The sequence below is a fragment of the Acinetobacter sp. WCHAc010034 genome (genome assembly GCF_001696615.3).
Classification (GTDB): Bacteria; Pseudomonadota; Gammaproteobacteria; order Pseudomonadales; family Moraxellaceae; genus Acinetobacter.
This window is the reverse complement of sequence record NZ_CP032270.1, coordinates 1-14,502: the sequence shown is the minus strand read 5'-3', so window position 1 is coordinate 14,502 and position 14,502 is coordinate 1. Positions and strand designations below refer to the sequence as shown.

General features: G+C 41.3%; 14 protein-coding genes and 1 pseudogene. 4 read left to right on the top strand and 11 right to left on the bottom strand.

Translation table 11 applies throughout. The features are described from left to right. Positions 1–554 precede the first annotated feature (554 nt). On the bottom strand, positions 555–1,991 hold the full coding sequence (mobQ, locus tag BEN74_RS00495; protein ID WP_068911104.1) for a MobQ family relaxase: 1,437 nt from the start codon (positions 1,989–1,991) through the stop codon (positions 555–557). 209 nt (positions 1,992–2,200) lie between these two features. Here mobQ and BEN74_RS00490 point away from each other — a divergent pair, with 209 nt between their 5' ends. Further along, on the top strand, positions 2,201–2,467 hold the full coding sequence (locus tag BEN74_RS00490; protein WP_088749624.1) for a mobilization protein: 267 nt from the start codon (positions 2,201–2,203) through the stop codon (positions 2,465–2,467). A gap of 17 nt (positions 2,468–2,484) precedes the next feature. After that, complete coding sequence (locus BEN74_RS00485; RefSeq protein ID WP_039090891.1) at positions 2,485–2,916, top strand: hypothetical protein; 432 nt, start codon at positions 2,485–2,487, stop codon at positions 2,914–2,916. A 358-nt stretch (positions 2,917–3,274) separates the two neighbouring features. Here BEN74_RS00485 and BEN74_RS00480 read toward each other — a convergent pair. Beyond that, positions 3,275–5,641, bottom strand: a pseudogene (locus tag BEN74_RS00480) (Tn3-like element ISKox2 family transposase); the annotation flags it as partial. A 116-nt stretch (positions 5,642–5,757) separates the two neighbouring features. Between BEN74_RS00480 and BEN74_RS00475 the strand changes: the two are divergent. After that, positions 5,758–5,949: a hypothetical protein gene (locus tag BEN74_RS00475; protein ID WP_000951934.1), complete on the top strand. Its 192-nt coding sequence runs from the start codon at positions 5,758–5,760 to the stop codon at positions 5,947–5,949. 481 nt (positions 5,950–6,430) lie between these two features. Here BEN74_RS00475 and BEN74_RS00470 read toward each other — a convergent pair whose 3' ends face one another. Then, the gene (locus BEN74_RS00470) at positions 6,431–6,973 is read right to left on the bottom strand and encodes an AAA family ATPase (protein WP_000587837.1); all 543 of its coding nucleotides are present in this window, start codon (positions 6,971–6,973) and stop codon (positions 6,431–6,433) included. A 12-nt stretch (positions 6,974–6,985) separates the two neighbouring features. Further along, positions 6,986–7,846 carry an aminoglycoside N-acetyltransferase AAC(3)-IId gene (gene aac(3)-IId, locus BEN74_RS00465; protein ID WP_000557454.1) on the bottom strand — a complete coding sequence of 287 codons (861 nt, stop codon included), beginning with the start codon at positions 7,844–7,846 and terminating at the stop codon, positions 6,986–6,988. A gap of 216 nt (positions 7,847–8,062) precedes the next feature. Here aac(3)-IId and BEN74_RS00460 point away from each other — a divergent pair, with 216 nt between their 5' ends. Further along, complete coding sequence (locus tag BEN74_RS00460) at positions 8,063–8,674, top strand: recombinase family protein (protein ID WP_015060246.1); 612 nt, start codon at positions 8,063–8,065, stop codon at positions 8,672–8,674. A 189-nt stretch (positions 8,675–8,863) separates the two neighbouring features. On the opposite strand, the gene BEN74_RS00455 is transcribed toward BEN74_RS00460, so the two are convergent. From BEN74_RS00455 to repM, 7 genes are all read right to left on the bottom strand, one after another. Next, a complete protein-coding gene (locus tag BEN74_RS00455; RefSeq protein ID WP_000155092.1) occupies positions 8,864–9,748 on the bottom strand; it encodes an Mph(E) family macrolide 2'-phosphotransferase in 885 nt (294 codons plus the stop codon). 55 nt (positions 9,749–9,803) lie between these two features. Further along, the gene (gene msr(E) / locus BEN74_RS00450; protein ID WP_000052512.1) at positions 9,804–11,279 is read right to left on the bottom strand and encodes an ABC-F type ribosomal protection protein Msr(E); all 1,476 of its coding nucleotides are present in this window, start codon (positions 11,277–11,279) and stop codon (positions 9,804–9,806) included. Between the two features lie 492 nt (positions 11,280–11,771). After that, a complete protein-coding gene (gene nadS, locus BEN74_RS00445) occupies positions 11,772–12,044 on the bottom strand; it encodes a NadS family protein (protein WP_000369781.1) in 273 nt (90 codons plus the stop codon). Beyond that, positions 12,037–12,357: a type II toxin-antitoxin system RelE/ParE family toxin gene (locus tag BEN74_RS00440; RefSeq protein ID WP_000897307.1), complete on the bottom strand. Its 321-nt coding sequence runs from the start codon at positions 12,355–12,357 to the stop codon at positions 12,037–12,039. The genes nadS and BEN74_RS00440 overlap by 8 nt, the downstream gene beginning before the upstream one ends. 121 nt (positions 12,358–12,478) lie before the next feature. Beyond that, positions 12,479–12,754, bottom strand: coding sequence for a DUF6966 domain-containing protein (locus BEN74_RS00435; protein ID WP_004967304.1), 276 nt, complete (start codon positions 12,752–12,754; stop codon positions 12,479–12,481). 205 nt (positions 12,755–12,959) lie between these two features. After that, positions 12,960–13,505: a plasmid replication DNA-binding protein gene (locus BEN74_RS00430; RefSeq protein ID WP_068911103.1), complete on the bottom strand. Its 546-nt coding sequence runs from the start codon at positions 13,503–13,505 to the stop codon at positions 12,960–12,962. 67 nt (positions 13,506–13,572) lie between these two features. Next, the gene (repM, locus tag BEN74_RS00425; RefSeq protein WP_038343842.1) at positions 13,573–14,502 is read right to left on the bottom strand and encodes a replication initiation protein RepM; all 930 of its coding nucleotides are present in this window, start codon (positions 14,500–14,502) and stop codon (positions 13,573–13,575) included.

Sequence of the window (14,502 nt, the reverse complement as noted above, 5' to 3'; positions counted from 1 at the left end):
ATGAAAAGATTATGTTTTTAATTCAATAAGACGAGGTTATATTATCAACTCGCTTAATGCAAGGTAAACCTCGTTTTAATGCAAGGTAAACCTCGTTTTAATGCAAGGTAAACCTCGTTTTAATGCAAGGTAAACCTCGTTTTATAATCTCTAAGAATATTATAAATAAAGGTTTTTAGACCATCTAAAAGCATTTAAAAACTTTAAAATAATTAAAAGCCAAAGGAGTGAAAAATTGCCCTTGGTTTTCGCTTCACTTCGTTCGCTCAAACTCTATTGAATCTCGCTTTCGCTCGATTCGTCGGAGCAATTTTTGGTTCATATTTTCGTGACTTTAAGAAAAAGCAAAAGCAAGATCAAAAGCAACTCGGAATTCGCTTCGCTCATCAGCTTTTTTTCTCGCTTCGCTCAATTTAGGAAGCAAACTTGGAAAGTTCGCACCCATTCGGGATGCTCTGTAAAGCAGGTGATTGATGGATAGGGAGCTTGTAATCAGGGAAAAGGCGGGCGAAAAATTTAGATATCTTCTGTTCGCTCGTAGACACTCGCTCTGTTTATCGCCTCATGCCACGAGATTTCATTTTAGGAGCTTGTTGTTGTGCTTTGAGCTGTTGTTCTTGTCTAAGTTTCATTTGTTGTTCTGCTTTGATCTTATCCACACCGTTTTTAATAGCTCGGTAGGATTGGTAGAGGTTCTGATATTGCTCGGCTTTGGCTGGATGCTCTTTTTGGTACTGTGTCCAGGCATGTGCTTTGAATTTTTCGTTTTCCAATAAATCCTTCACACCATTTTTTTTCTGGTATTCATGTCTATCTTTCAGTTGTTTGTGTTCCTGGTAAATCGCATCACGTTGTGCCTCCCAAGCTTTTTTTCCAAACAGCAAGGGCTTGTTCTGACCTAACTCGTTGTGTTGATCCACCAGGCTTTGCAATTTGTCATGACTTTGTTTGAGTCTGCTTTTCACGATGTCTTGGGCGAGCTGCTGATTGAAGTCATTTTTGTGCTTTTGTTGTTTGCTCAGGATACCTTCGACTTTCTCAAGATTGTGTTGCATAAAATCTAGGTCTAAATTCGCCTCTTTTGCGCTGATTTCGCCTTTGAGTAGTTTGCTTAGGTTTTCTCTCTGTATATATTGAAATTGCTCTTCTGCGCTTAATGGTGGCGTTTTAGCGCTATTTTGGATATGCATCTGCTGTTCTGTTTTTAGTTTTTTGAGTGTGATCTCATTTTCAGCAATCAGTAGATCCATATTTTTGCCGTATTGCAGCTGAGCCTGATTTCTTTCTTTGATTTCATCGTTGGTTCGGCTGATTTCGGTTTCGATGCCTCTTCTGCGTAGTTCGGTGACTTTTGGTCCTTCGTGCAGGGTCGCTTCCAAGCCATTCTCCTGGTCTTTGTAGCTGCGGTGGTCAACCCTTGCTGTGGATCCGGCCATGTCGAGGTGCATATTGCAGATATCTGCAAAGTGTTCGCGCCAGTGCTCGATTTCTCCACTGTGTTTCTGATCGAGTTCCCGGGTTTTTTCTGTAAAACCTTCTGGCGTGAGTTTACGTGTGCTCATCAGGATATGGGCGTGATAATTGCGCTCATCACTGCCGGATCCGGTATGTGGTGCATGGATGCAGGCATCGACGGCTATTTGGTGTCTTTCCACGATGCTGGCACATAATTCTTCGAGCATGGCCAGACGTTGTTCCTGGTTTAATTCACTTGGAAAGGCAATTTCAAATTCGCGGGCCACTGTTGAGTTTTTTCTGGTTTCTCTTTGTTCGACTTCGTTCCAGAGTTTTTCTCGGTTTTTTAAATGTTCTGGTGCGCCTTCGGGTAAGTAAATCTCTTTGTATTCCACCCCGGTTTTTCGGCTGTAGTCATGTTCTCGGCCTTCACGTTCACAATAGATCTTTTCACCTGCCCGATAGGCAATCGCGGCAGTGGCGGAACGCCCTGCTGATCGTGCTACGGTTTTGACTGAAAAGTGGTAAATCGCCATGCTTGTTTTTCGCTTTTAAATTTTCACGTAGTGAAATACAACCGTGGATACGGTTGTTGGGGTATTGGGGTTCCCCCAATCGGACTTGCAAACGAAGTTTGCATAAGTGCGCTCTTCGAGGAAAACATTACTATACATATAGCACCTTGAATGCATATTCAAGTGCGCTTATGTTAGGGATGGTTTCCCAGGATGATGGTATTGGATTAATGAGCGTTACTGAAACACTAGACAGCAAAATCAAAGCACAGGAAGAAAAGCTAAAGCAGTTAAAGGCTCAAAGACAGGCAGCACTGGCAAGAGAACGTGCTAAAGAGAAAGAACAAGCTCGAAAGGATGATACCAGACGCAAAATTTTAATTGGATCCTGTATGCTAAAGATCACTGAAGATGATGAACAAGCCAGAGCTAAATTAATTGCTCAGATGGATAAGTATTTAACAGATGAGCGTGACCGAAAGCTTTTTAATTTATAAATTTTGAGGGATAAGTAGTGGAAGATCCAACACTTAATAAGTTAATACGTAATACAGAATTATTCTTCGAACATCACTGGAATGTAGACCTATTAGGAAAGCCTCCTGAATGGTCACCAGTACATTTTAATTTTGGAAAAATTCCTAATTACGATAAACAAGGTGTATATGCGTTTGTCAAAGGGGATTTAGTGACTTATATCGGTGTTGGGACTTCTAGAGGTGCTGGCCGTTATCGTGGTAATGGCTTAAGCGCCAGGGTAATGAAATATTGCCGATGGAATGAAGATAAAACTGAATATATTGCGATAGATCCAAGACTGAAAGATGCTGGATCCATCATTACAATAGGCTTTGAGCGTGATACGGCTTATTTAGCAAATGCCCTAGAAGTTTTTCTTATCTCTAAAATCCAACCTGTCCACAATGTGGTTAAAGTTGGTATGTAATTTCGCATAAGAAATTTTATGTTAAATGGATTCAATCTCTGTCATCAAAGTCAGCATTAATTCTATCGACAGTCCATTTTACTGTATTGTTATCTAAGTAAAAAAAATCTCTATTTAAAATATCATCTTCAAAAATTAAGCCATTAACATCTAGCTTCCCTTCTTTTAAATATCCAATAATTTCATATCTTAGACTATTATCTATTTGCTTAATTTGATGGGAATAATGTGTTTTCTCAATAAGGTAATCATCAAAAATAGTAGCTTCTAGGGGTTCTAGGGATTTTCCCCTCTAAAGTAACATAAATCGCCACAACCCTCGCAGTTAATGGCTTGTGGAGCTGGGTTACCTTTCATTTTAGACTTCATTTTCAACAATAGGCCTAGTTATTTCCTGTAAATCAGGTAGTTTGCGGTTACTAGCGAACTGATAAGTGCCGCTCAGATTAATGTTCTGCCATGCAACGGGTGATACTTGTCGAGTTATTGCTGCTTTTTCCTCGTCACCAACTTCTTCAAAGTGCAGTAATAGATGACTTAGGATCATCGAGTTAAAGTAGATAATAGCATTTGCCGTCAAACGGGCACACTCGTTCCAGACGACTATTTCTGATTCGTTTTTTCCACGGAACTGGTCACGATTGACCGATGCAATAGCTCGCCTGAGGAAATGCCAGGCTTCGCCTCGGTTCAGTGCTCGTTGAACATATTGGCGCAGACTTGCATCATCAATATAATCAAGTAAATATTGGGCTTTGATGAGCCTATTATATTCCGTTAATGCTTGTAATATAGGGTGTCTAGATGGATAACCAGATAATTTGCGTACTAGCAATGCCTGTGTTGTGCGTTTTTCTTGAAGGGATAACACAATACGCTGAATATCCTGCCAGCCTTCTTCAATCACATTCATTTTTATCGGCTTTTTCAGCGCCAGATGCGTGTTTCCGTCGTCGCTTTCAGTTACGTTAAATAGGTCATTGATCACACTGGTGAACTGAGCATACCTAGGCGCAAAACTATAACCGCATAAATCCAATAAGGCATAATTAACATGATTAACACCATGGGTGTCGGTTGAGAGGACATCTGGCTTAAGATCACTAGTATTAGATTGTAGTAAGTCGTAAATATAATGGGACTCATGCTCATTAGATCCTATGATACGGGCATTTAACGCACTATGATTGGCAACTAACGTCATGGCCGTAATACCTTTGTTGGTGCCGAAGTATTTCGAGGAGTAGCGAGTTTTAAAAGTCTCAAGGTGAGTTTCAAATTTTTGCCCATCGGTACTGGCGTGCAGGACGTCTTCTTGGATGTGATAGTGGCGGAAAATAGGGAGTGCCGCTACTGCGTTATTGATGATATCACTAGCCTCTTGCAAGGTTTCAGGCCTAATATAATTAGCTTGTATAGTGCTTAGATGCTCATAACTGCGATCAGATATTTGTGCCATCCCATATACGCCGCGATGTGTCGCATTCGCAATTAGAATAGCCAATAAATCATCCTGATTGGCGCCTACTTGTTTTTGTATTGGCAGCACGTGTGCGAAGCATTGCATAAAGTTGGTTTCTTGTTCAACATAACGCAACACATCAGCAATACTGACGGGGATCATTTGTTTAAAGAAAGGGTTGTTGACAAGTGATTGGGAGCCTTTAACTGGCAGTCGCCATCGTGTGCCACTTCGGCTCTTCATGATCACATTGCGGTTATCACCATTATCAATGTGACGAGCAACATCTTCTAGGGATGTTGTTAAGCGTATTTGTTTTACTTGCAGTAGCTTCTGAATCGGCTGCTTTAGCTTTTCCAATGTTGATGATGCCAATAGATCAGGCTGTATTGACGATGCAATTAAGTCGTCTTCTAGCGCACGATATTTAGTGACGTTTGATAAGTAAATTCGACCATTAAGCCGAGAAGCCAGTTGACGGTAAAGCAACCATTCGTATCGCTGTGGATGAACAACATCCTTGTTAATTAACCATGGACGATGTTTTTGTTGGATAAGTGTACTATCCATTGTTTGCAATGTATTACCTGCTAATAGTTCTGTTTTTGTGGTTTTGAGCTGGGTCACTAATGCTTCTGAGCCTTTACCTGCTTGGCATTCAAGACATAGAAACACGGGCCTTAATAACTGCTCAATTAACCCGTTTTGATCATCATAATATTGCCATTGATATTCTTCTACCGTGCGTTTTTGCTTTTTTAAGTACAGGCATAGCGTTTCTATATCTTGGTTATTCATTACACTTAATGCTTGTTGCCTAACCGTTGCAAATGGTTGATTATCGTCGATACTGTCATCAACAAACAGATGCAGTAATTCTGCGGCTTTGGTGACATTGTCTGCAGCTGACCTCCATGAGTCAAACACTGCCTGTTGGGCAAACGCATGCGCAGCTTCTTGTTGTTTACGGATATGATGAATAAACCCATCAGCCAATCGCTCTAGGCTTTGCCGTATGCGTTGAGTCAGAAAACACAGCAACCATAGGTGTTGCTGTGGACGCTTAAAGCGTTTTAGTTTACTGCCATAATAATCCACCATTTCACCGAAGTGTTGTTGGTTTTTAGACGATAAGGCTAAGCCCTTAACAGCATTATCAATCTGTCTTGTATAAGGCTGTAACTGATGATACACCGTCAGTTCTTTTTTTAGCTCTGTCACCATAACGCTTTTTGCACCGGCTCGAAGCTGGCTTAAGGAGAGGTACGAAAACACCGCCTGACCGAACAAAAAATGCGTGATAGCCGCCGCAGCCATGACGCCGGAATCGTCAGACAGGCTGTAGCTGTTGACCATTGCCCTGTACGCCTGCATCTGAAATGGCTATTGCCCTGATGGGAGCCGGCTTTTCAGCCACCGACACCAGCGATGCCGTCAATATTCTTTACCCGATAACCATGACCGTACAAGCTAACAAGGCCTGGCAAGCCAGCGGACTTAAAAAGTCTTTTTTTCTACCATCCCACAAAAAAGTTCGTGGTGGAGAAAAGATAAGCTATGCAAGGCTTTAGGAGACGTGGTTTTTCAGGATGACGAAGAACGATTCGGCGCTAGGTGCAACATAGGTGCATCGCACGAGCGCTAGGAACGGCGAAAAAAGGCGGACGTGGCGAAATCGGTAGACGCAGCAGACTTTAAAATTGGAGTGCCCGCGGGGAAATCCGCGGAGTAGAACCGCTCAAAGTCGGGGAACGCTAACGGGCAATACCCTAAGCCAATCCCGAGCCAAGCCCCTTCGGGGGAAGGTGTAGAGACTGGACGGGCGGCGCCTAAAGCCTTCGGGCAATGGCGAAGGGACAGTCCAGACCACGAACGTCATCAGACGGCGGCGAAAGTCGAGGTGGTACGAAAATCTGCTTCTCTGTGAGAGTACGGGTTCGAGTCCCGTCGTCCGCACCACAAAGCCAAACATCCCTGCGATGATCGACCTCTGGGCGTTTGGTCGTGAGCCCGCCACCCTCGCGCTACGCTTTGCGCAGGCGTCGAAGGCGATCAGGTGCGCCCATCGATTCCGTCGAGCACCATCGCTGCGAGTTCATCGCTGGTGTGTGCACCACTATCGAGAACACGGGTTGTGCATGGAAGCCGTTCCCTTGCGGCCAAGCATCGGGCGACATTCGCTAATCGCCACTCTCGAATCTCCGCATTTCGATTCGGGTCAGGATGCATGGTCTGGTTCGCGATCCGGTGACGCAATAGGTCCTCGTTGAGCGTCAGAAAGATGTGCAGCAGCTGATCGTCGATCCGCCTTACCCCGTCGAGTATCTCAGTCAGATAGTCCGGGTGCACGAGCGTCATTGGGATGATGATGTCCTGCGAGTAATTCCTTCGAATCTCCCTGACCGCCGCGATCGTAAGTCCCCTCCACAAGGGGAGATCCTGATAGTCTCCGCTCGCTGGCATGGGGACCGTTTCTTTCACCACGAACCCGATTTCCTCGGGGTCAAAGATCAGCGATTTGGAACGCCGATCGCGCAGCCGCTTAGCGAGCGTCGTCTTTCCGGCGCCGAAAGGTCCGTTGATCCAGATTATCATTGTCGACGGCCTCTAACCTGAAGGCTCGCAAGAGCGCTCGACGGCCTCGTGCGGAGGCACGATCGGAGTGGTTCCGAAATGCTTCTCAAGATAGGTGACGCCGAACGTCACGATGTCCTGCGCGTCGAACAGGTAGCACTGAGCAAAGCCCACGACACCTTCTCGATGGCGACCGAGCTTCACGTAAGCATTTGCTATAGTTTCAACCGCATCCGGCTTTCCTTCGATAGCAAAGCAATCGAGAATGCCGTTTGAATCGTAATCCGATGCCGTTTTCCAGGCGACTTCACCGTCTCTTCCAAGCATCGGCATCTCATACGTCACCCACCGTTTGTTGGGGATATCGGCAACCGCCTCGGCGTAGTGCAATGCGGTAACGGAGTTTAGCGGCGCACCCAACAGCAGGGCCTTCCCGCCAAGGCGAACGAACCGCTCGACGGGCGATCCTTCCCCCAAGGCGTGACCGAGTTCGTGAGGCTCCGTCAGCGTTTCAGCCAGCGGACCAACCGCGACCATCGATGCATCGGGGTGCGCGCTGCGCCGCGCGCCGGGGGCTTGAACCAGAAATTGATTCAGCAGGCCGAACCCACGGTAAGTCCCGGCTGTTGCGGGATCGAACGGCAGCCAGGTACGGCGGGCTTCGTCATCCAGCCGAGCGCCATTCAGAGTCTCCTCGTAGGGTGATCGGTCCCACGACGCGTATCCCATCACAGTGCCAGTCGGCCCAACCGCGGAGCGTAACGCGGCAACGACCGTCTCCGCTCCTCCTTCGACCGGACCAATCGCTTTAAGTGAGGCATGCACCATCAAGAGGTCACCGGTTTGGACTCCGAGTTTTTGAAGCGCCTCCGTTATTGCCTTCCGCGTATGCATCGCGATATCTCCTCTATTTCACTTCGATTAAGATTTCCTAAAATTAACATAATACACGTTATACGAATTCCCAAGGCATGGCTTTTAGTCATGCTTTTTTTATCAAAAGACTATACCTGAATGATAGCGAGCCAAATCGCATACAATATCTATCATTAGACTTAATGCAATAATTAAATGATAGTATTATCATTAATCTAATAGAATTAAGATTAAATGATAGAAATGAATACACGTATTTATCTACGAGCTTCAACTAAAGATCAAGATGCAGAAAGGGCTTTGCAGATTCTTCAGGATCTAAACCAAAACTTGAATTTGGGTGAAACCATTGTGTACGTGGAAAACTATAGTGGTACGAAGTTAGACCGACCTGAATTGAATAAGCTACTGTCAGAAGCAAATCAAGGTGACACATTGTTAGTTGAAAGTATTGACCGCTTATCACGCCTAACCCAACGAGATTTTCAAGAGCTGAAGCGCAGGATCCAGGAGAAGGGACTTCGTTTAGTCGTAGCAGATCTTCCTACTACCTACCAAATGATTCAAACCAGTGACAGCATTACTCATTCAATCTTGGAACTCATCAACAATATGTTGATTGATCTTCTGGCAACAATGGCCCGCCTAGACAATGAGAAACGTATAGAACGTATTAAGCAGGGCCTGGCACGTTCGGGTTACAAACCAACAGGCAAGAAGGCAAATGAGGCTAAACATAAACGAATAAAAGAATTGCTAGTAGTTGGCAATATGACTAAGGAAGAAATTGCCAAAGCAGTGAATTGTGGAGTTGCAACTGTCTATCGAGTTGCTAAAGTTATCTAAAAGAGGCTTATCTCAACGCGCCCCCAATGGGGCACCGCTGCATTCAGGTTACTTCACATAAGAAATTTTATGTTAAATGATTGTTAGAAATGCCCCTTGATCGAGGCATTTTCTATAAAGAATACTAAAAACTAATTAAAGCCAACCAAGTTTCAAAACAAGGCAGTTCTCAGCAATCATATTTTTAAATTATATAACTCCCAACTGAGCTTTTGCTCCAACGATAAGGCTTTCATTTTGAGTTTCTAAGGCAAATAAACCATACATCAAAGGAGAGGCCGCTGCTCTTTCTAAAGTCTGTTCATATAGTTTATTCCAAACTTTACCCCCTAGTTTTTCATACTCGATGATTAGAGTTTTGAGGCTTTCTTCTCCAAACAAAGTTACATGCCCAGCAAAATCAATCGCTGGGTCATCTATATGGGCTGTTGACCAATCAATAACGCCTGAAACAGCTCCATCCTTTGAAGCTAGTACATGCCCAGCATATAAATCGCCATGTATAAATTGGGTGAAATCTGCCCATAGAACATCATTATCCAACCATTTTCTGTAGCGGGTTTCCAATTGCTCACTTATACCAATTTCAGATTTTACTAACTGCAAATTGTTTGCTATTTCAGGTCTTAAATCTGAAGGTTTCATAATTTTCAAATCATTTTCCCGAACTTCTTTTTCAGGAATACTATGGATTTCAAATAAGGTTTTTGCCAAAGATGTTATGTATTTCGGGCTATCTTTGTCCATATTCCAAATTATTTCATAGGTTTCAGCATCCAAATTTAAAACAGGATTATCTTTAAGTATGGGATAAGCCACTAATTCTGTAGATGAAATTCTCCAATCAGGAACCTCTACAGAAAGATGTTTTTTTACCAATTCTAAAATGCGTTTTTCTTTCTTGATTTGTTCCCTCATGCCATCACGACGAGGAATACGCAGCAACCATTGTTGCCCCTTTGTATCAAGAGCAAAAACGACCTTAAAATCAATGCCCATTTCATTGAAATTCATTTTGTCCGTAAGCAACAAGCCGTGTGCTTCAGCAAGTGATTGAATATCTTGAATTGTCATTTTTAATTTCCTTTAAAGAGTTCAATAATTAATGTTCGGATTAGATTGGCTATCATTAACAATCTCTCTCAAAAGTCTTGATGATTTTGTGGTCTTTGATCTCGTAGATAATGTCAGCAATATTATCGACCAATTGCTTGTCATGAGATACGAAGATAATAGTTCCTGCATAGGACTTCATCATTGTTTCTAATGCGGCAATACTTTTTAGGTCAAGATAGTTTCCTGGTTCATCCATAAGCAAAATATTATATTTTCCTAAAAGCATTTTGGATAAAAGCAGTTTGATGATTTCACCTCCCGATAAGTCGGATAAGTTTTTTTGAATATCATTCGCTCCGATCCCCATTGAAGCCAATACTGCACGAATTTCCGCAACTGTGTACTCGCACTCTTCCTGCATAAAGGAGAGCACAGATTTATGCGTGTTAAATTTATATCCTGTTTGTGTAAAGTAGCCAATTTCAGCTTTTGGAGATATGGTTAATCCATCAGCACGTTCTGATATCATTTTTAACAAGGACGTTTTCCCTGTTCCATTCGATCCAGTTATAGCGACTTTAGCGCCAAGCGGTATTATAAAGTTAGCGTCATCAAAGATAGTACGGCTACCAAATTTTAAGCTCAGACCATCTGCCGTAATCGGGAACTTATTGTGCAGTTCTAGGGCTGAACTTTGACGAAAACGAATAGAACGCAAATGCTCTGGTGCTTGAATATCTTCTAATGCAGCCAAACGCTTTTCCATACTCTTAGCTGCCTGATACAGTTTTCTTTGCTTGGTGCCAGTCATTTTTGCATGCCCAAGTCGTCCAGCACTTTCGGTAGAGTTTTTGGATTTTTCTCCTTTTTTCTTATTGTCTAATCGATTAGCTTGCTGGCGTTTTTCTTGCACAGCAGATTCTAATCGCTCCCGTTCCTTCATCATCAGCTCATATTCTACGGCTTGGTGTTGTCGCTCTTCTTCTTTTTGACGCAAGTAATCCGAGTAACCACCCCAATATTCCGTAATTTTACCGTCTTTTAACTCCCATATCTTGTCTACAACCATATCAAGAAAATATCGGTCATGACTGATAACAAGTAATGCTCCATCAAATGCTTTAAGTTGACCAATAAGTAGATCTATTCCATTGAGATCAAGGTGGCTGGTTGGTTCATCCGCTAGAATGCCATGTACTTGTTGGGAAAATGCGGCAGCAATTTTTGCACGAGTTTCCTCTCCGCCACTCATTGTGTCGTTTTGTACATTGGAAACACCAAGGCGAGATAACATTGCCCGGTCTTCGACCGTTTCTATTTCGATTCCGCCCAGTTGGCTGATATGTGCAAAATCACCAAAACGCTGTAATGTCGCTTCGGCTAAAACAATTTCGCCATTAAGTACTTTGAGTAAACTACTCTTTCCTGCTCCGTTATCACCCACAAGACCAATACGGTCATAAGAGTGAATTTCCAATTCATCAATATCCAAAACATCACGCCCAGCATAATCCAAGCGTATGTTTCTCGCTTTAATAATTAAACTCATTTTTATTTACTCCTGTTTAGCTCTTGAAATTTTTTATGCAGCAAACAGGATTTAGGTGAAAACAAAAGCTAGCATCACAGTGTCCTCCCAAAAAAAAAGCTATTCATCCACAGGGTGGACAAATAGCTAGTCAATTAAGTTATAACTGGAAACTATGCACTAAAAGCATACTTATAAATTAAGCATACTTTTACTTTATATATCCGCATATATTCTTAAAGACACAACAAAAGCCCACCATTATAAAATAGTGTCACTATGCAAATAGTTGTGTCTTAACGAATGCGGATAGAATGCATAAACTTACCTAAAAAATAAAATTCAGTTTTATGATAACTTTACTGTTAAAAGAAGTCTAGACAACCTTGTTTTATGCTTGGATATAAGGCTTATTTTAAAATAATAGTAGTGAAGATTTTCTAAAATTAACATAATACACCTTATACGAAATAAAAATGGGAGCCTTAAGCTCCCATTTTTTAAGTAATTTTTTCAAATAAGGCTTGGGTGAGCATCTAAAATTCGAATCAATGTAGCTGCTGGTCCAGTTGGATAGCGTCGTCCCTGTTCCCAATTTTGCAGGGTACGGGGGCTAATATGTAGACGTGCAGCAAATTCATTTTGGCTCAAGCCAGTTTTTTCACGTACTTCTTTAATATCAGGCAATTCGAGTTCTGTAACTCGGCTTGCTTTAACTTCTTTACGTTTGATAGCTCCAGCTTCTTTGATTGAAGCAACCAAGTCATCAAATAAGTTGTTATCCATGAAATTGCTCCTTCACGAGTTGGTGCAGAATGGCGGTTTCCTTATCTGTTAAATTATCTTTTACTGATTTTGGATAAGCCACTAAGAAAAAGATCTGATCATCCTCGGTGACCCAATAATAAATCACCCGTATCCCACCACTTTTCCCTTTGTTACCTTGAGCACAACGTACTTTGCGAATACCACCGCCATTCTTGATTAGGTCACCTCTATCAGGCTGTACCAAAAGATCTTGCTGAAGTTGACGATATTCCTCATCAGATACAAGGTCTTTAATTTGCTTGGTAAAGATGCTGGTTTCAATAAATAACATGGACTCTTTATACGTCAATGGCGTATTTGAATTTTAGCAGTTTCCATAACAAAAAACGAGAGCTGGTAGATCTCGTTTCGCATAACAGCCATTATGTTAAATTAGCGATATTAAGAATAATTTAGCTTTCGCAAAAAACATATAATTTACTTCTTAAGTAATCCAAACGATTGTTTTCTTTGATAAGTGGATCACCATTGCGATATAAAACGATATCATCCATTGATCCCATTCCTCCAATGGTACTTTGTATTTTATATTTTGCGTATTCTAGATCATCATCAATATAGAACAGTATTCTTTTATACATTTCTGCCCAATGTTCTAAATTCTGTTCTTCAAACAATTCTATTAGTTCTTGAATTGTTGATTTTAAATCTTCAATTTTATTTTTCATAAAAGTATTTTTTAAGATTCTCTAAAATTAACATAATACACCTTATACGAAATGCGTTATAATTATCCTTATAATTCAAGGCTGTAGTTTCTTTTTTGCCCAACCTCCCCCAAGGTGGGCTTTTTTTTTTATGATTTTTCACGTTCCACGCCTATTATTTAAGCAATGTTTCACGACTTTGTTCATATCAGTTAAACAATCGTGGTTAATCATAGGGTCTAAAAAAACGGCTCCAAAAGCCTCTTTTTTCCGGTTCCTGTTCAATGTGCTCCGGTACTGGAATCCGCTTATTTTCTTTTTGATCTGGAGTAGTCAATCCGTCATGTTTCTGGTCAGGTTCTAACCGAGGATCCGTTGCTATATCTTGGCTAGGTTTCTGATCGGTAAACGTAGTCATATTAGTCTTTGGAGCTTCTAATAGACGTTGCATTGCCTCAATTTGCTCTTGATAGAAAGATTCTCGTTCTAAAGACTGGCTTTCTCTAAGTTGTGCTTGATTTAATTGCTTCTCAAGCAATTCAACTTGACGTTTGAGTAAATCAATTTCTGTTAACTTTTGGCTGTCAATTGATTGACTTTGATTGACAGTACTCCCTTTCTTTTGTGGTTCGCCAAATACTCTTAAAGCTTCTGAGAAATCAATTAAGCCATCTGCTCCCTTTGATAAATTTCCTTTATTTATATGAGCATATATTGCTTGTCTGGAAAACCCATATAGTTTTGCTAACTCTGAAACGGATAGTTTTTTCATGGTGTAAATGAGTTGTCAATTTGTGTTAATACTTCACTGTCAACTTTACATTGTCAATTGACACTATTCATTGAAAGCCAACTTTTCTAAGTAATGGAGTGAATTCTTTTACTCTCTCAGGATCTTGCAACATATCAGCTATACGTACAGCGAATTGTTCATAGCTTTCTGTACCTTGTGAATATTTACTCATCTCAGGAAGTTCGGAGAGCTTATTGGCGAATAGGTGACGTTGTTTATCTGTCATTGTTGAAAAGAGGTCTAATGTATTTGAATCCCTTTTAGATCCGACAGATTGAGTAGCCGACTTTTTTTGATTAAAGCTAAATGAAAAGCCTGTAATTGATCTGCCTGTCTTATGCTGTTCAACTTTGACAGTAATATCGGTATGTTCATTGACTTGTTTTAATGCAATGTCTAAGACATATTTTTTAAAATCATACATTCGTTTGTATTCAGTATCGAGTACCCCTATTTTTTGTCTGAAGTCGTACAGGGTTATGAGAGGCGTTTTTCCGGTACTACGCCATGCAATTAATATTTCATATAAACGAACGGCATAAGCACTTGTTAAATTGCTTATTTGTTGTATTTCATACTTTGTAAATTGTTCTTCTAGTCTAGTAATTAAAGGCACAATAGCGGGAGCAAAGATAAGTCTAACAACAGCCTCATTATCAATATAAGCAACCTCACTCACCCATCTTGATTTGTGATTAATAACATTTCCTTTTTCACTAAGGCTTTGATAACTAAATTGTCTTGCGAATAGATCATCACAAGCATCTTTTAATGCTTGATAAGCCGTATTTCGATGAACACCAAATTGATTGATATAACTTTCAGCATGAACTGTTAGAGGATCATTAGCATTTATTCCTTTACCCGACTCCCTTGCTTCAAGAATCGCTAGAAGAATTAACCGTTGCTCCACTAGATCAAGGTTATAACTGGCATTAATTAAGGCATTATCTTTAACTATTAATTCTGTTTTCAT